Origin of the sequence: Catenulispora pinistramenti (assembly GCF_018274385.1) — a bacterium.
Classification (GTDB): domain Bacteria; phylum Actinomycetota; class Actinomycetes; order Streptomycetales; family Catenulisporaceae; genus Catenulispora; species Catenulispora pinistramenti.
In genome coordinates, this window is the sequence record NZ_JAAFYZ010000039.1 from 1 (window position 1) to 15,750 (window position 15,750).

At 71.8% G+C, this 15,750-nt stretch carries 14 protein-coding genes; 6 read left to right on the plus strand and 8 right to left on the minus strand.

Annotated elements, in window-relative coordinates; translation table 11 throughout:
* The 6 genes from KGQ19_RS14065 to KGQ19_RS14090 form a co-directional block, all read right to left on the minus strand.
* Window positions 1–980 (minus strand): dihydrodipicolinate synthase family protein (locus tag KGQ19_RS14065; RefSeq protein ID WP_212009569.1); only part of this gene is annotated, 980 nt, incomplete at its 3' end.
* Window positions 980–2,008 carry an NAD-dependent epimerase/dehydratase family protein gene (locus tag KGQ19_RS14070; protein WP_212009570.1) on the minus strand — a complete coding sequence of 343 codons (1,029 nt, stop codon included), beginning with the start codon at window positions 2,006–2,008 and terminating at the stop codon, window positions 980–982. The genes KGQ19_RS14065 and KGQ19_RS14070, both read right to left, overlap by 1 nt.
* Window positions 2,005–2,829, minus strand: coding sequence for a Gfo/Idh/MocA family oxidoreductase (locus KGQ19_RS14075; RefSeq protein WP_212009571.1), 825 nt, complete (start codon window positions 2,827–2,829; stop codon window positions 2,005–2,007). Before KGQ19_RS14075 ends, KGQ19_RS14070 begins: the two co-directional genes overlap by 4 nt.
* Before the next feature lie 23 nt (window positions 2,830–2,852).
* Complete coding sequence (locus tag KGQ19_RS14080; protein WP_212009572.1) at window positions 2,853–3,692, minus strand: carbohydrate ABC transporter permease; 840 nt, start codon at window positions 3,690–3,692, stop codon at window positions 2,853–2,855.
* 16 nt (window positions 3,693–3,708) lie between these two features.
* Window positions 3,709–4,668, minus strand: a complete 960-nt coding sequence (locus tag KGQ19_RS14085) for a carbohydrate ABC transporter permease (RefSeq protein ID WP_212009573.1) — start codon at window positions 4,666–4,668, stop codon at window positions 3,709–3,711.
* Window positions 4,669–4,670: 2 nt separating this feature from the next.
* Window positions 4,671–5,981 (minus strand): ABC transporter substrate-binding protein, encoded by a 1,311-nt coding sequence (locus KGQ19_RS14090; protein WP_212009574.1) that lies wholly within the window; start codon window positions 5,979–5,981, stop codon window positions 4,671–4,673.
* A 270-nt stretch (window positions 5,982–6,251) separates the two neighbouring features.
* Between KGQ19_RS14090 and KGQ19_RS14095 the strand changes: the two genes are divergently transcribed.
* From KGQ19_RS14095 to KGQ19_RS14120, 6 genes are read left to right on the plus strand one after another with little or no spacing between them, the layout of a single operon-like run.
* Window positions 6,252–6,641: a RidA family protein gene (locus KGQ19_RS14095; protein ID WP_212009575.1), complete on the plus strand. Its 390-nt coding sequence runs from the start codon at window positions 6,252–6,254 to the stop codon at window positions 6,639–6,641.
* Window positions 6,638–7,936 (plus strand): aspartate aminotransferase family protein, encoded by a 1,299-nt coding sequence (locus tag KGQ19_RS14100; RefSeq protein WP_212009576.1) that lies wholly within the window; start codon window positions 6,638–6,640, stop codon window positions 7,934–7,936. The genes KGQ19_RS14095 and KGQ19_RS14100 overlap by 4 nt, the downstream gene beginning before the upstream one ends.
* Before the next feature lie 4 nt (window positions 7,937–7,940).
* Window positions 7,941–9,512, plus strand: a complete 1,572-nt coding sequence (locus tag KGQ19_RS14105; protein ID WP_212009577.1) for a CocE/NonD family hydrolase — start codon at window positions 7,941–7,943, stop codon at window positions 9,510–9,512.
* Between the two features lie 41 nt (window positions 9,513–9,553).
* Window positions 9,554–10,474 (plus strand): IclR family transcriptional regulator, encoded by a 921-nt coding sequence (locus KGQ19_RS51860; protein WP_212009578.1) that lies wholly within the window; start codon window positions 9,554–9,556, stop codon window positions 10,472–10,474.
* 50 nt (window positions 10,475–10,524) lie between these two features.
* Window positions 10,525–11,559 (plus strand): Gfo/Idh/MocA family protein, encoded by a 1,035-nt coding sequence (locus tag KGQ19_RS14115; RefSeq protein WP_212009579.1) that lies wholly within the window; start codon window positions 10,525–10,527, stop codon window positions 11,557–11,559.
* Window positions 11,556–13,877: a hypothetical protein gene (locus tag KGQ19_RS14120; RefSeq protein ID WP_212009580.1), complete on the plus strand. Its 2,322-nt coding sequence runs from the start codon at window positions 11,556–11,558 to the stop codon at window positions 13,875–13,877. Before KGQ19_RS14115 ends, KGQ19_RS14120 begins: the two co-directional genes overlap by 4 nt.
* Before the next feature lie 25 nt (window positions 13,878–13,902).
* Here the strand turns inward: KGQ19_RS14120 and KGQ19_RS14125 are convergent, their stop codons facing one another.
* Window positions 13,903–14,514, minus strand: a complete 612-nt coding sequence (locus KGQ19_RS14125; protein WP_212009581.1) for a DUF1707 SHOCT-like domain-containing protein — start codon at window positions 14,512–14,514, stop codon at window positions 13,903–13,905.
* Window positions 14,515–14,592: 78 nt separating this feature from the next.
* The gene (locus KGQ19_RS14130; protein ID WP_212009582.1) at window positions 14,593–15,747 is read right to left on the minus strand and encodes an enolase-like domain-containing protein; all 1,155 of its coding nucleotides are present in this window, start codon (window positions 15,745–15,747) and stop codon (window positions 14,593–14,595) included.
* Window positions 15,748–15,750: the final 3 nt, after the last annotated feature.

Consider the following 15,750-nt stretch of genomic DNA (forward strand, 5'->3'; position numbering starts at 1 on the left):
CCAACAATCCCGGGATACGCCGCAATCACCCGATCAATCTCACCAGCCTGACCAGCCGAAAGCCGCTCGTGCTCAGACAGGCACCAGTTGCCGGGCAGCAGCGCATCGCGGGTAAGGATTTCGTTGATGCCCGCGATGCTGCCGGCGAAGGTGTTGGCGGCGTCGAAGGCTGCTGCGTTGGCGTCGGTGAGTTCGGCGGCTCGGGTGAGGAGGTCGGCGGGGATGGGGGCGCCGGTGCGGGCGATGGTGCGGGCTTCGGTGTGGAGGGCGACGGCTGCGCGGGTCCAGATGGCCCATTGGCCCAGGAGGCCGCCGACGATGTGCAGGGTGGTGCCGTTGACGCGGTAGGGGGTGAGGAGGTCGACGATGATGTTGTCGTCGTTTCCGGTGTAGAGGGCGATGTCCTCGGCGTGGCCGGTGTCCGCTACGGCGCGGATGACGTCGATGGTCGCGTAGCGGTCGAAGGGGGCGATCTTGATGGCTTCGACGCCGGGGATCTGGGCGTACCGGCGCCAGAAGTCGTAGCCGAAGCGGCGTTTGCCCAGGGCTGGTTGGATGTAGAAGCCGAAGACGGGCAGGATCTCGGCGATGCGGGCGACGCCTTCGAGGATCTCCTGCTCCGGGGCGGTGCCCCAGCCCGGGGTGGCGACCAGTGCCAGGTCGTAGCCGAGGTCGGCGGCGATGCGGGCTTCGGCCAGGGCCGAGGGGGTGGGGCCGAGGACTCCGGCGACCAGGATGGGGTCCGGGCCGGCTTCTTCGGCGGCCAGGCGGAGGACCGGTTCGTACAGGCCGTGGTCGCGGATCTCGAACTGGGTGGTGTGGACGCCGACCGCTATGCCGCCGGCGCCGCAGTCGAGGTAGTGCCGGGTCAGTGCGCGCTGGCGCTTCGGGTCCAGGGTGCGGTCTTCGTGCAGGGCGAGCGGGTGGGCGGGGATGACCATTCCCTCGCGCAGGCGCCGGCGCTTGTCGTCGGTGAGCATCAGAACCGTCCCGCGCGCTCGGTGAAGTGGGTGGGTTTGTCCAGGAGTGCTCCGCCTTCTTGGAGCCAGAGGACCGTCCAGTCGAGCATCTGGTGCAGCGACACCTCCGGGTAGCCGAACAGGCCGAAGCAGCGGGCCGCGTTGGACAGCAGCGCGGTCGGCGATTCGGCGCCGGCGAAGACGGGTTCGCGGTCCAGGCGGCGGCCGAGTTCGGTGGCGAGCCAGCGGACGGAGGCGGTTTCCGGGCCGGTCACGTTGAGGACCAGCGGCTCCTTGCCGGAGCCGTCGGCGTGGGCCAGGGCGCTGAGCGCGTAGCGGTTCGCATCGCCCTGCCAGATCACGTTGACCAGGCCGTTGCCGAGGTCGACCGGGGTGTCCGCGAGCACCGCGCGGGCGATGTCGGTGAGCACCCCGTAGCGGCAGTCGATCGCGTAGTTCAGGCGGATGATCGCCAGCGGGCTGCCGGTCGCCGCCGCCTGGTAGGCCAGGATCCGCTCCCGTCCCAGGCACGACTGCGCGTACTCGCCGACCGGGTCCGGTGCGACGTTCTCGTCCGCGCCGCCGGAGGTCGGCGGTAGCAGCGGGTAGACGTTCCCGCTGGAGAAGGCGCTGATCCTGGCCCCCGCATAGCGCTGCGCCACCCGGCCCGGCAGGTAGACGTTGGTCGCCCAGGTCGGCGCGGCGTCGCCGGTGGTGCCGAACTTGCGGCCGACCATGTAGACGACGTTCGGTGCGTCGGGCAGGCCCGCGAGCGCCGAGTCGTCGGCGAGGTCCGCGCTGACCGTGCGCACCCCGGCCTGGTCCAGTTCGGCGCGGGCCGAGGAGTCGGAGAACCGTGACACCGCGTGGACGGTGCGCCCGCCCGGCAGCCGGTCGAAGGCCGCGGCGGCCATGCGCGCCAGGCTGACGCCCATCTTCCCGGCCGCGCCGAGCACCACCAGGTCGCCCTCGGTCTTGGCGAGTTCGTGGATCAGTCGTTCGTCGGGCTCGTGGACCCGCCGGGCGATCTCCGCCAGTGTCGTGGTCATGAAAGGTGGGCTCCTGGTTCGGAAACGGCGGCGAGGAAGCGGACGGAGCGGAGCAGTTCGTCGTAGGGGACCGGCGGCACACCGCTGCGCACCATCGCGAAGAACGCGTCGAGTCCGGGATAGAGGTAGTGGTCGTCCAAAACGGGCTGGGCGGTGGTGACAGAGCAGTCCTCTGCGACGACACAGAGGTGGAAGGGCACTGGCTTCGGATCCGGGCGGACCATGGTGACGGTGACCGCGGTCCCGCCGACCGGCGCGCAGGCCACGATCGCGTCCCGGGTCCGCGTCACCTGGACCTCCCCGACGTCCCCGCGACACAGCGTCAGCGCCATCTCGACGGGATGGACTCCGTAGAAGTGGACGCCGCCGTGCGGGCTGTCCGGATCGACCGGGCCGGTGGCGGCGACGGCGGACGGCGGCGCGTCCTGAATCAGTGCACGAACCTCGGGCAGCCACCGCAGCGCCGAATACGAGGTGAGCGGCGCGCCATGGCGCTCGGCCGCGCGGATCATCGCCTCGGCGTCGGCTACGCTCACCGCCAGCGGCTTGTCGACCAGGACCGGCAGCCCGGCCGCCAGCAGCGGCAGCGCGTGCGCCGCGTGCTGCCCGCCGTGCCGGTCGGTGACGATGACCGCGTCCACCAGCCCGATCAGGTCTTCGACGGCGGGCACCACGGGCAGCCCGACGTCGCGTTCCTCCGCGGAGTCCGGCTGCGAGGCGACGGCGACGATGCGTGCGTCCCCGCCGCGCCGCTCAGCGTTGCAGTACCGGATCATGTGGTCGACGTGCGTGCTCTCGGTACCGACCAGGCCGATTCTCATGGTCGCGGAACCTCCGGTCCCGGTCATTTGCTGTATCCGGCAGAGATGCCCTCGATGATCCGGCGCCCGAGCACGATGTAGAGCACGAGCAGCGGCGCGATGAGGATGACCAGACCGGCGAACAGCACCGAGTAGCGCGATCCGGTGTACTGCATCGTCTGCGTGAAGTTGTAGAGCGACAGCGACAGCGTGGTCTTGGTGTGCAGCATGACGAGCGCGAAGAACGTCTCGCCCCAGTGCCCGATCGCCTGGAGCACGAAGATCGTGATCAGGCCGGAGCGTGCCAGCGGCAGCATGATCCGCCAGAACGTGTAACCCGGCCCGGCCCCGTCCAGGGCGGCGGCCTCTTCGAGTTCGACCGGAAGCGACCGGAAGAACGCCGTCAGCAGGAACAGCGCGTAGGGGATCCCGGCTCCGGTGTAGATCAGCATCAGGCCCCAGACGGAGTCGACGAGCCCGACGCGGTCGAAGGCCACATACAACGGGATGAACATCGTCTGCGCCGGGATCCCGAGGCCGAGGACGAACAACGCCGTGTGCACGCCGCTGCTGCGCACGCGGAACCGGGACAGCGCGTAGGCGGCCGGAGCGGCGAGCAGGATGCAGGCCAGCCCCGAGCCGACGATCAGCAGCAGCGAGTTCCCCACACCGGCGCCGAACTGCGCCGAGACCCACGCGGTCCGGTAGTTGCTCCAGATGAAGTGCTTCGGCCACGACCACGGGTGCAGCGCCATCTCCCGGGTGGACTTCAGCGAGGACAGGACGATCCACACGATCATCAGGACGTTGGCCGCCACGATCGCCCACGCGACGGGCACCGTCACCAGATGTCCCCAGCCGCGGTGCCGTTTGATCTTCGTCATCGATGCTCCCCGGCCTCTAGTAGGTGTCGGCGTCCCGGCGCAGCACGCGGCGCGCCAGGACCATCAGCAGGCCGGTGAGCAGCAGGACGATGACGCCGCAGGCCGCGGCGATCCCGTAGTCGGCCGTGCCGTCGGGGTTGAACGCCTCGGCGTAGGAGTACATGGCGAAGTTCCAGATGTTCGTGGGCGGCAGCGCTCCGGACTCGGCCGAGAACACCAGGAGGAACTCGAACGTCTTCAGCGCGCCGACGCACCACAGCACCGAGCACACGCTGACGACGTCCTTCATCAGCGGGAAGGTGACGTAGCGGAACCGCTGGAAGGCGCTCGCCCCCTCGATCTCAGCGGCCTGATAGAGCTCCGGCGGGATCCGGTCCACGGCCGCCATGAAGATCACCGTGTAGACGCCGGAGGACAGCCAGGTCATGCCGATGAGGATGACCTTGAACATGTTGTCCTGCGCCAGCCACTCCGGGTGGCTGTGCACCCCGACGTCGGCGAGCAGCGTGTTGACCAGACCGTCGGGGTTGAACAGGTAGCCCCACATGATCGAGATCGCGATGCCCGGCACCAGCGAGGGGAAGAACACCACGGCCCGCGCGAACCTGCGGCCCGCCATGTCCTGCAACAGGATGGTCATGCCGAAGGCGATGGCGAAGACCGCGGCCCCCACGCCGACGACAATCCAGAAGGTGTTGACGAAGGAGGTCCGGAACACCGGATCCCGGAACATCGCCGTGTAGTTGTGCAGCCCGGCCCACTGCATCGGCCCGGCGCCGGCCCACCGGTTGAGGCTGAGCCAGAGCGTGAACAGCGTCGGCGCGACCATGATCAGCATGTAGACGGCCAGCGCCGGGTAGACGAAGGGGACGAACATCCGCCGGCGCGCACGGTGGAACGGTGAGTGCCGCCGGCCGGGCCCGACCGGCCGGCGGCCGTCTTCCGTCGTGGAGCCGACCACGATTGCCGAGGCCATCCTCAGCCCTTCGACTTCCAGTAGTCGGCGCTGTCCGAGCTCATCGAGTCGATGAACTGCGCGGCGCTCAGCTTGCCGAAGATGAGCTTGTCGTCCAGGCCGAAGTAGATCTTCGCGTTGTAGTCGGCCAGTGAGGCCGGGGAGCGGACGGTGTTGACCTGCCCGGCGTCGATCGCCTGCTTCACCGCCTGGACCGCCGGCGGCGCCGGGACGTCCTTGGCGATCGGGATGTTCTGCATCTCGGTCGCGACCTGCTCCTGATAACCGCGCTGGAGCAGGAAGGCGGCGAACTTCTCAGCGGCGGCCTGGTGCTTGGAGGACTTCAGGACGCCGATTCCGCTCACGGTCACGTTCAGCGGGGGAGCGCTGTGTCCGGCCACGGCCGGGAAGGCGAACGACCGGTAGTCGAACCCGGGAGCGGCGACCGGGCCGACCTCGCTGGGCAGCCAGCTGCCGTTGACGTTGAAGTCCGCGTCGTTGTTGGCCCACTTGTTCTCCATCGCGGGGAACTTCGAGGCGTCATAGCCGTCGGTGAAGTAGCCGCCCTTGGCCAGGCGCTCCACGAGCTGTGCCGCTTGCAGGTAGCCGGGCTGCTTCCAGGTCTGGCCGGTCTTGTCGGTCTCGGCCTTGTTCAGCGCGTCCGGACCGAGGATCGAGGCCAGGAAGTCGTTGTAGAACACGGCGTTGTAGGAGGTGACGCTGCCGTCCTGGGCCAACGGCCGGCGGTTCTTGGCTTTCTGGGCGTCCAGGATCGAGAAGAACGCGTCCCAGTCCTTGGGCGCGGCGCTCTCCAGCGCCGGGAAGTTCTGGCCGTTGTAGAACACGACGCCGGTCGCCGAGGCCCAGTACGGCACCACGACCGGTCCGCCCGTGGTCTGCCCGGCGGCGTCCGTCGGCGTGGCCAGCGAGGTCGCGGCCGGGCCGACGACCTGGGCCACCGTCTGGCCGGTGCCGGGCACCTGCTGCTGGTAGGCGCTCGTCAGGTCCAGCATGCCGCCGGCCGGGTAGAGCACGTTCTGGATCTGGCTGGCGCTGGTCTCCACGACGTCGGTCGGCACATCCGGGGAGTTCAGCGCCGGCAGCAGGGATTTGACGACGGCGTTGCCCTTCCACTGCACCGTCACCTTGATGCCGGTCTGCTTCTGGAAGTCGTCGACGGCGGCCTGGAGGAACTGCTGTCCCGGCTGGCCCTTGAGCCACTGGCTCCAGATCGTCAGGTGGTCGCCGCCTGCCCCGGAACCCGCCGCGCCGGCGCCACCGCTGCTGCTGCCGCCGCACGCGCTCGCGCACAGCGCCACTCCCGCCAGAGCCACACCCGCCAGGAGGGGAGGTTGTCGTCGCCGCATGGCTCACTCGCTTCCGTTAGTGAACTCGCCGTATCGGTTGCTGAAACTCTGCTGTGCAGAGGTTCGACCCTCCCGCCTCTCGTTGTCAAGGGTCTCCGCACCTGACAGTGCCGCTCAGCGTGCGTGGCGGGGCCCTGGCCCGGCGGTAGCGGGAGGCGAGGGTTGACGCTCCTTGCTTTCTGGGCTCTAGTTTAGTGAGCAGAACGAGTATTTCATTTCTTAATGAGGAGCGTCGTCGTGATCGAAGCTGTCGCGAGCCCGTCCGGAGCGCCCCCGGCCGGTCCCTACTCCCCGGCGCTACGAGTCGGTGACCTGCTGTTCGTGTCCGGCCAAGGGCCCTTCGACGCGGCCGGGCAGCGGTGCGGGCAGACCTTCGCCGAGCAGGCGCACGCCGTGTTCGACAACCTCGCGGCGCTCGCGGCGGCGGCCGGGACCGGTCTGGACCGGGCCGTCCGGCTCGGTGCCTACCTCAGCGACCACGCGCATTTCGGCGAGTGGAACCGGGTCTGCGCGGCTCGGCTGAGTGAGCCCTATCCGGCCCGCACGACGGTGCCGGTCGCGCTGCCCGGCTTCGACATCGAGGCCGACGCCGTGTTCTGGATCCCGGAGCCGGAGGACCGCGCGTGACCACGTCGCAGGCGGCCACCCGGACCGCGGGGCTGCGGGACCGCGCCGAGGCCGTGATACCCGGCGGCGTCAGCTCGAACGTCAGGCTCCTGGCACCGCGCGTGTTCTTCGAGCGCGGCGCCGGGCCCAGGCTGTGGGACGTCGAGGGCAATGACTACGTCGACTACCTGCTCGGCCAGGGGCCGGCGTTCCTCGGCCACGCCCACCCGCAGGTCACCGAGGCGGTCGCCCGGGCGGTGCGCTCCGGCATGGTCTACGGCGCGCAGCACGCCCTGGAGGTCGAGGCGGCCGAGCGGTTCATCGCGGCCGTGCGGTGGCCGGACCTGGTCCGGTTCGGGGTCTCCGGGACCGAGTCGGTCCAGGGCGCGCTGCGCCTGGCCCGGGCCGCCACCGGACGGCGCCGCCTGCTGCGGTTCGCCGGGCACTACCACGGCTGGATCGACAACGTGTTGATGGACTTCGGGGCCGAGGGCGGTCGCCCCGGCACCCTCGGCCAGCCCGCCGACGCACTGGCCGACTGGCTGGTGGCGCCGTTCAACGACACCGACGCGCTGGCCGAGGTGTTCTCGGCGCACGGCGAGGAGATCGCGGCCGTCATCGTGGAGCCGATGATGTGCAACCAGGGGGCGATCGTCGCCGAGCCGGACTTCCTGGAGGCATTGCGCGCGCTGACCACGGCCCACGGGACGGTGCTGATCTTCGATGAGGTGATCACCGGGTTCCGGCTCGCGCTCGGCGGCGCGGCCGAGCACTACGGGGTCACGCCGGACCTGGCCGTGTACGGCAAGGCGCTGGCCGGCGGCTGGCCGGTGAGCGCACTGGCCGGGCGCGAGGAGTTGATGGGCCGGTTCGGCACCGGCGAGGTCAACCACTCCGGGACCTTCAACGCCTCGGTCATGGCCGCCGCCGCGGTGGTGGCGACCCTGGAGGTGCTGACTGAGGATCCGCCGTACGAGCGCGTGGCCGAGCACGGGACCAGGCTGCGCGCCGGGCTGGCGGGGCTCGGCGACAAGCACCAGGTGCCGCTGCGGATCCAGGGCCTGCCCGCGGCCTTCCACGTCTCCTTCGGCGGGCCGCGGTCCGTCGGCGGCTCCGCGCCGGTCCGCGATCTCAGCGGTCTGCGAGAGCTGGACCTCGTCCGGTACGCCGAATTCTCCCGGCTGCTGGCCGAGCACGGGGTATGGGTCGCCGGCCGCGGCATCTGGTACGTCTCGGCCGCGCACGGGGACGCAGAGCTCTCCGACGCGCTGGAACGGGTCGACGCCGCCCTCACGGCCGATACCGGGACGGCCTGACCGCATGGGCCTGATCGTCGAGACGGCCCGGGTCCCGATGCGGGACGGGACGGTCCTCACCGCCGACGTCCTGCGTCCGGACCGGGGCGGGCCGCTGCCGGTGCTGCTCTCCCGGACGCCTTACGGCCGGGCCCATTCACGGCAGGTCGAGGACGTCGTCGGGATGGCCCGGGCCGGGTGGGCCGTGGTGGTCCAGGACGTGCGCGGCCGGGGCGAGAGCGGCGGCGTCTTCGAACCCTTCCACCAGGAGATCGCGGACGGCGCGGACACGGTCCGGTGGTGTGCCCGGCAGCCGTGGTCGGACGGGCGGGTCGCGATGTTCGGCGCCTCGTATCGGGCCGCCACGCAGTGGCTCGCCGCCCGGGCCGGGCCGCCCGGCCTCGTCGCGATCTCGCCGTACGTCAGCCCCGCCGGGTTCGCCGAGGGCTGGACGTTCGAGGGCGGGGTGCCGGTCCTCGGGTTCACCCGCGCCTGGGCACTGGGGCTGGCCGCGAGCGGGTCCGCGCCGGACGAGGCGGCCGCCCGGCGCGCGGCGGAGCTGCGTGATCTCGCGCCTGATCCGACTGCACGGGAACCGTGGGACGAGATCTTTCCACCGGCAAGGAACTGGGAGTGTTCGCCCAAGCAGAAGTACTGGGCGGCGATCTCCGGGGGCGGGCCCGCGCCGCCGGTCGCCGGGTTCCATGTCGCCGGGTGGCACGACGTGTTCTGCGAAGGCGCGCTGGCCGCCTTCCGCGCCGCCCGGCGGAGCGGGAAGCCGCAGCGGCTCGTCGTCGGGCCGTGGACGCACGGCGACGTCGGCGGACGCGTCGCGGGGGAGCTGGACCAAGGGGTGAACGCCGAGGCCGCCCGAGTGGGGCTTCCGGAGGAGCGCCTGCGCTGGCTGCGGGCCGCGCTCAAGCCGGAGGCGGCCGATCTGGGGGTGACGGTGTCGGTCTTCGAGATGGGCGCGGATCGGTGGCTGGAGCTGCCGGACTGGCCGCCGCCGGAGACGGAGGCCGAGGCCGGGCGGCGGACGTTGCGGCTGGGCGCCGACGGCGTGCTGAGCGAGGCTTCACAGGGGACTGCGACGGTCGGCCTGGGCCCGCGGACCGTCGCGCACGATCCGCACGATCCGGCGCCGTCCCTCGGCGGACGGCTGTTCGGCGTGTGGCCGCGCCCCGGCCCGGCGGACCAGGCCGAGGTCGAGCGCCGGCCCGACGTCCTCACCTACACCTCGGCGCCGCTGGCGGCCGAGTTGGACGTGGTCGGCACGGTCCGGGCGCGGCTGCGGGTCCGCGCCTCGACAGCCGTCGCCGATGTGGTGCTCCGGCTGTGCGACGAGTATCCGGACGGCCGGTCCTATCCGGTCGCCGAACACGGCCACCGGCTCTTCAGCGCGCCCGACCGCGATCAGGACCTCGTGCTGGACGTGGGCTCGACCGCGTGGCGGGTGCGGCCGGGCCACCGGATCCGGCTCTGCGTCGCCCCGGCTTCCTGGCCACGCCTTGCGGCCCTGCCAGACCGCTATACGCTGACCGTCGTCCACGCTCCTGATGCCCCGTCATGGTTGGAGCTCCCGGCGTTCCGTCGATAAGATGAAACACATCATTCACTGATCGAGACACGAGGCATGCGGTGGCAGTGACCAGGTCGGCCAAGCGGAGGACGGACGAGCCCGAGGAGCCGACGGAGCCGGCCCGGGCTCCAGAGGCCCCAGCTCCAGAGGCCCCAGAGGAAGGCGCTGCGGACGGCTCGGAGGAGCGTGACTACTCGGTGCGGGCCGTCGCGCGGGTCTGCGCCATCCTCAACCTGCTGCAGGAGTCGGTCGACGGGGTGTCGCTCATCGACGTCGCGGAGGCCACCGGCCTGCCCAAGTCCTCGGCGTTCCGCTATCTGTGGACGCTGGAGACCCGGCGCTACGTGGAGCGCGACCCCGCCACCGGCATGTTCCGGCTGGGCCTGGGGTTCGTCGGGATGCAGTCCCGGCACCTGGAGGTGCTGCGCCAGCGCGCGCGCCCGGTGCTGGAGCGGCTGCGCGACGAACTCGGCGAGACGCTGAACCTCGGCGTGCTGGACGGCGACACCACGATCTACCTCGACATCGTCGAGAGCCGCCGGGGCGTCCGGCTGGCCGCCACGCGCGGGGACCGCGACCCGATCCACTCCACGGCGCTCGGCAAGGCCATCGCGGCCCGCCTGCCCGAGGCCCAGGTGCGGGGGATACTGGCCGCCGGGATGCCGGCGCGCACCGCCAACACCATCACCACGCCCGAGGACTACCTCAACGAGCTGGGCCGGGTGCGCCGCCTGGGGTACGCCTTCGACGACGGCGAGAACGAGATCGACGGACGCTGCCTGGCCGTGCCGATCGAGGGCACGCCGTTCCCGGCGGCGCTGAGCCTGAGCGCGCCCTCGGCGCGGTTCCCGCTGCGGCAGGTCGAGGAGGTCGCGACCGCGCTGAAGGCCGCGGCGGCGACGCTGACCGCGGCCCCCGACGTGGCGGCCCTGCCGGGTGCTGCCGGTGCTGCCGGTGTCCCCAGCGCTCCAAAAAAATGAAATAAGCATTTTGCTTGACGGAATGCCGCCCCGGATAGTCTGATGAGGACATGCGATTCGGAGTGCTCGGCTGTGGTTCGTACGGCGTGGTCCACGCCAAGGTGATTTCCTCGATGCCCGATCAGGCCCGGCTGGTCGCGGTGGCCGACGCGGTCCCGGACCGGGCCGCGGCGGTGGCCGGGGAGCTCGGCTGCGAAGCGGTCGAGGGTCTGGAAGCGCTGTGCCGGCGCGCGGACGTCGACGCGATCAGCGTCAGCATCCCGCACGGCCTGCACGCCGACGCGGTCGTGACCGCGCTGGAAGCGGGCAAGCACGTGCTGGTCGAGAAGCCGCTGGACATCAGCCTGGTCGCCGCCGACCGGGTGATCGAGGCCGAGCGCCGGACCGGGCTGACCGTCGGCGTGATGAGCCAGCGCCGCTTCGAGCCCGCGGCCGTCCGCGTCAAGGCGGCGATCGACGCCGGGGACCTGGGACGGCTCACGTCCGGCATGGCCGAGACGACGAGCTGGCGGCCGCAGTCCTACTATGACTCGACGCCCTGGCGCGGCACGGCGGCCGTCGAGGGCGGCGGAGCCCTGATGACGCTCGGCGTGCACTCCCTGGACCTGCTGCTGTGGTTCCTGGGGGAGCCGGTCGCGGTGCAGGCGCAGGCCGGACAGCTCGCGCACGAGCGGATCGAGGTCGAGGACACGCTCGTCGGGACCGTCCGCTTCGCCTCCGGCGCCGTCGCCGGGGTCAGCGCGACCACCGCGGCCTACCCGGGGCGCGACTCACGGGTCGCGGTATACGGCGACCTCGGTAGCGCCCAAGTCGGCGAGCGCGAACTCGGGTACCTGCGCACGACCCGCCTCCAGCCGGGGACCGAGCGGGTCGCCGAGACGGCCGCCTACCCTGAGCACTCCGCACTGTCCGGCGGTGACGCCATCGACATCTACGGTGCGGCGCAAGCCCAGTACCGGGACTTCGTCGCCGCCGTCCGCGACGGCCGGCCGCCGGCGATCGGCACGGCCGACGGGCGGCGGGTGCTGGCCACGGTGCTGGGGCTCTACGAGTCCGCGCGTACCGGCGACACCGTCAAGCTGTGATGAGCGGGCTTGTGCTGAGCGAGCTGCTGGGGCTGGTCGAGGGGTTGCCTCTGACGCGTGTGGGCGACGAGGAGGAGGCGGGGCTGCTGCTCACGTCGCTGCCGTGGCCGCGTGCCGAACCGGGCCCGGTGTCGCTCGGCGGGCAGCCTACTGATGCTTTGCGGCTGGGGGCGTGGCCGGGCACCGGGTTCGCGCGCCGGCTGATTCTCGCGGCGGACGCCGGAGAGGCCGGGGCCGCGCCGGCGATGCTCCCGGTTGTCCGAGGGGATGTCGCCGTCGGCGACGGCTCTCCGCCGTGGGCGGCGACGGAGGTCTTCGAGCGGAGCCCGGAGCCCGGCTACGTCTGGGAACGCAGCCTCTTGAGACTGGGGTTCGGCGGCCGGTCGGTCGGCCTGGCGATGGGGTTGCGAACCGGCGGGACGGTGCATTGGTGGGAGGCCTGCCGCCTGGTCGTCGTGGAGCAGACCGAGGAACGCCTCACGGTCGAGATGGGCGGCACGATCGCGCACCGCCACCTCACCGGCGCCGACCACCGCGAGCAGCCCAGCTACACCAACACGTTCGTCCACCTGCACAACTGGCTCAACGCGAGCATCCATGTGCGGCTGCACCGCAACGGCGTGTGCGAGGTCTTCGCTCGGCATGTCAACGCGCGGTTCGTGGACGACGGGCTGGCGTTGGAGGACGTCGTCCCGGTCCTGGGCATCCAGACCGCCGAGCCGGCCGATTCCCCTGGCCTGCCTGAGCGCTGGGACGGCTCGTCCCGCCGGCTCACGGTCGGCGCCGCGCGCTTCGACTTCGCCGAGGTGGCCCGGCTGGCGACTCCGACGCGGCCCGGCGACATCAGGAGCGAAGACGGTTGGGTGGTCCTCCAGCCCTACGCCGGGGTCGAGCTGTTCGGCGGCGCCTGTCCCGATGAGCAGACCGGCGACCCGTTCCTCTTCCGGTCCGAAGACCGGGCCTTCCCGCGCGGAATGGCGCGGACGCTTCGCTTCTCATTGAGTCTGTCCGACCGCTCACCCACAGTGGTCCGCTATCTCGCGCCGGACTGGTGGTACGGCCTCTGCGAAGAGCTCACCACCCGATCCGTGCTGCCGGTCACGACCGCGGACGACGAGCGGAGCCTGGGGGCGGCGCGGCGCTGGGTACGCGAACATATGGTGCGCGGCGGGTTCGAGGACGCCACCGTCCCGCGCAACGATTTCCAGCGGTGGGACCTGCCCGACGGCCCGCGCTACGAACCCGGCTGGGAGGGCGAGCTCCCGTACGCGCTGCTGCTCGACGCCTGGCGGACCGGGGACGGGTACCAGGACGCGCTGCGTGCCGCGTATGCGATCACTGACATCGCGGTCGACCACGCCGCGAAACTCATGCGGATGCACGGCCACCCGCCGAACGCGCTGTCGCTGCCGATGAGCCGGATGCAGGGCACGATCGCCGCCTACCTGGAGACCGGCGACCCCTTCCTGCTGCGCACCGCGCAGACTGTGGTGGAAAGTGCGCACGCCACGCACCTGAACTCCTGGCCACGCCTCGCCGTCGGCCGCGACGCGTGCTACCTGCGCGCCGCGATCCTGCTCTACCGCTACCTCGGCGACGAATACTTCCTCCGCCTGGCCGACGAGGGCGCACAGACCGTGGCGGCGAGCCAGCGAGCCAACGGCACCTTCGGCGACCAGGGCGGCGGCGCGGGCATGCACGCCTGGATGGGGTACATCACCAAGCCGTGGATGGGGCTGCTGGCCCTCGGCGGCCTGCTGGACCGTCTGGAACTCCGGCCCGAAGGGACCTCGCCGGACGAGGCGGCCCTCGGCCCCCTGCACGACGCCGTGCTCCGCTTCGGCGACTGGCTGCTGGCCGAACGCGGCGCCGGAGGCTGGTCCTACCAGCACGACTACGACGGCCGCCGGACCCACGAGGATCTACGGACCGGCAAGGTCTACCCGCTGCCCACCCCGCCGCCGTACTGGCACCACGACACCTTGGCACGTCTGCTGGCCTACTGTTCGGTGAGCACCGGAGACCCGGCCTACCTACAGGCATGGCGCGAAAGCCACGACCTGTTCTGGACGCCGGACGCCGGCACGAGCGCCGGCGCTGGCGCGAGCGATCCGATCTCGGCCAGCGGCGTGGCCGACCACGTCGTCGGCGCCGCGCTGCAGTTCGTTCCCGCGCTGCACGACCGGTTGTGGGCCGTGCGCTGGCCGGACGGATCCGCTGAATCAGCACCCGCCATGGCGGCGCTCGCAGGGCCGGCATCCGGGGCGGCGACGGTCTCCGCCCCGGACGGGAGGCGTCCGCTACCGCCGGTGCGGTGACCGGGATTGTTCGCCGGGTCGGCTACTAGCCTTCGATACCGCGCTGCTCCCGCTTGTGCAGCCGCCGCAGCTTGTCGGGCGGAAGCTCGTGGACCACATGGACGGTGCCGAGGACGGCGACGCCGGTAACGGTGATCCGGTGTGCCGCGGACCTGGCGCGGCCGGGCTCGTCGCGTCCGCGGGTGAAGCCACCGAGGACCGACTTGCCTTCGACGCGGACCTCGACGTCCGGCGGGACGACCACGTAGACCGTGCTCACCCACGCGTTGACGCGGATGGTCGTCTCCGAACCGGTGAACTCGGCGTTCCGCAGGTCGATGACGCCCGAGCCGATCACCGCGGTGCCGGTGTAGCCGTCGCCGACCACCCATTCGCCGCCGCGGCTGATGTCGCTGAGCACGCCCAGGTCCTTGGCGGCCGTCGGCGCGGCGTCCGCCGGGCGGGCGGGTCGCAGGTCACTGACGATCGTCGCGAGCTCGCCGCGGGACTTCGCAGCGAAGACCCGCTCCAGGCGTTCCTCCAGCTCGGCCGGGGTCACGCGGCCGTCGGCCGTGGCGGCCTGGAGGACCTGCGCCGCGCGTTCCCGGTCGGCGTCGGACGCGCGGAGGGCGGCGTCGGCGGGCTCGATGGCGTCCATTTCTTGAGGATAGGGGTGGGACGTGGGCGAGCGGCGGGTCTCTGCTCGCCAGCCCGGCGGATGTCCGCGGTCACCGCACTAGCGGATGCCGACGCCTGAGGCCGAGACTTCAAGGCAGCCGTCCCGCTCGGTGACCAGCCCGGGCCGCTCGACGGAGAGCTCCGCGTTCCCCGCCGGGGCGTATTGCAGGCTGTTGCACTCGAATGCGGGCACTGAGTAGGAGCAGTGCGCGGCGAACACCGCCGCGTGGGCGAGCGCCGGGCCCACGTGGGTGAGGTCCTGCTGCACCACGAACCGCCGGCGCTTCCGCGCCCAGCAGTACGCGAGCAGGGCCGAGCTCTGGCCGCGACAGGTCTTCACCACGATGCCGTCCCAGCCGGTCAGGGCGTCCAGCTCGCGCGGGTCCGGCAGCCCTTCGTCGGCCAGGACCGGGAGGGGACCGGCGGCGCCGGGACCGGGCGCGCCGCGGGGCACCGGCTGCTCGACGTACTCGACGTGCCCCGCGTACTCGGCCCGCACCGAGCTGAGCAGCCGGGCCAGATCCGCGGCGCCGGTGTAGGCCTCGTTCGGGTCGAGCGAGATCCGCGCCCCGTGGGCGGCGACCGCGCGCACCCGCGCGATGTCGGCGTCGACGCGGCCGGTCAGCTTCAGCTTGACCCAGTGCCGGCCGGCGGCGTCGGCGGCCGGCTCGGCCACGCCCAGGACGTGCTGCACGGGCAGCGTTGTCGCGGGTGTGGCCGAGAGCTGATCGCCCGGCCAGCTGCCGGCGAAGTCCGGGCCGAGGTAGGCGCCGAGATCGGCGTTCAGGAACCGCTCGTCGTACATGCGGTAGGCGCTGAGCCCGGCGGCCCTGGCCCAGGCGTCGTGGACGGCCTGGTCGACCGGGCCCGCCGCGACCTCGGCGGCCAGGCGCGGCCCGGAGGACCGCGCGACCAGGTCGAGCAGCCTCGCGCCGTGCTGGAGCGGGTCGGCGGTGCCGAACGCGGGCAGCGCGGCGGCCAGGCCGCGGACGGTGGCGCGCATGGCGTCGTCGGTGCCGCCGGCCCAGGGGTGGGACAGCAGAACACTGCCGACCCCGTTCGCGGTGCGGCCGTTCCGCGCCTCCACCGACACGGTGACCGTTGCTTCGGTGAGTCCGGTGATGGGGCCCGAGCTGAGGGTCAGCGGCACGGCGAACGGTACCTGCCGGAAGCTCGGGACCGCCGCGACGATCCGGACGTCGGTCGGCTTCACCGG

What these genes read in the sequence shown, in the direction of transcription:
- KGQ19_RS14085 (WP_212009573.1), bottom strand. Translation starts at nt 4,668, where the DNA reads ATGGCCTCGGCAATCGTGGTCGGCTCCACGACGGAAGACGGCCGCCGG.
- KGQ19_RS14115 (WP_212009579.1), top strand. Translation starts at nt 10,525, where the DNA reads ATGCGATTCGGAGTGCTCGGCTGTGGTTCGTACGGCGTGGTCCACGCC.
- KGQ19_RS14075 (WP_212009571.1), bottom strand. Translation starts at nt 2,829, where the DNA reads ATGAGAATCGGCCTGGTCGGTACCGAGAGCACGCACGTCGACCACATG.
- KGQ19_RS14070 (WP_212009570.1), bottom strand. Translation starts at nt 2,008, where the DNA reads ATGACCACGACACTGGCGGAGATCGCCCGGCGGGTCCACGAGCCCGAC.
- KGQ19_RS14125 (WP_212009581.1), bottom strand. Translation starts at nt 14,514, where the DNA reads ATGGACGCCATCGAGCCCGCCGACGCCGCCCTCCGCGCGTCCGACGCC.
- KGQ19_RS14105 (WP_212009577.1), top strand. Translation starts at nt 7,941, where the DNA reads ATGGGCCTGATCGTCGAGACGGCCCGGGTCCCGATGCGGGACGGGACG.
- KGQ19_RS14080 (WP_212009572.1), bottom strand. Translation starts at nt 3,692, where the DNA reads ATGACGAAGATCAAACGGCACCGCGGCTGGGGACATCTGGTGACGGTG.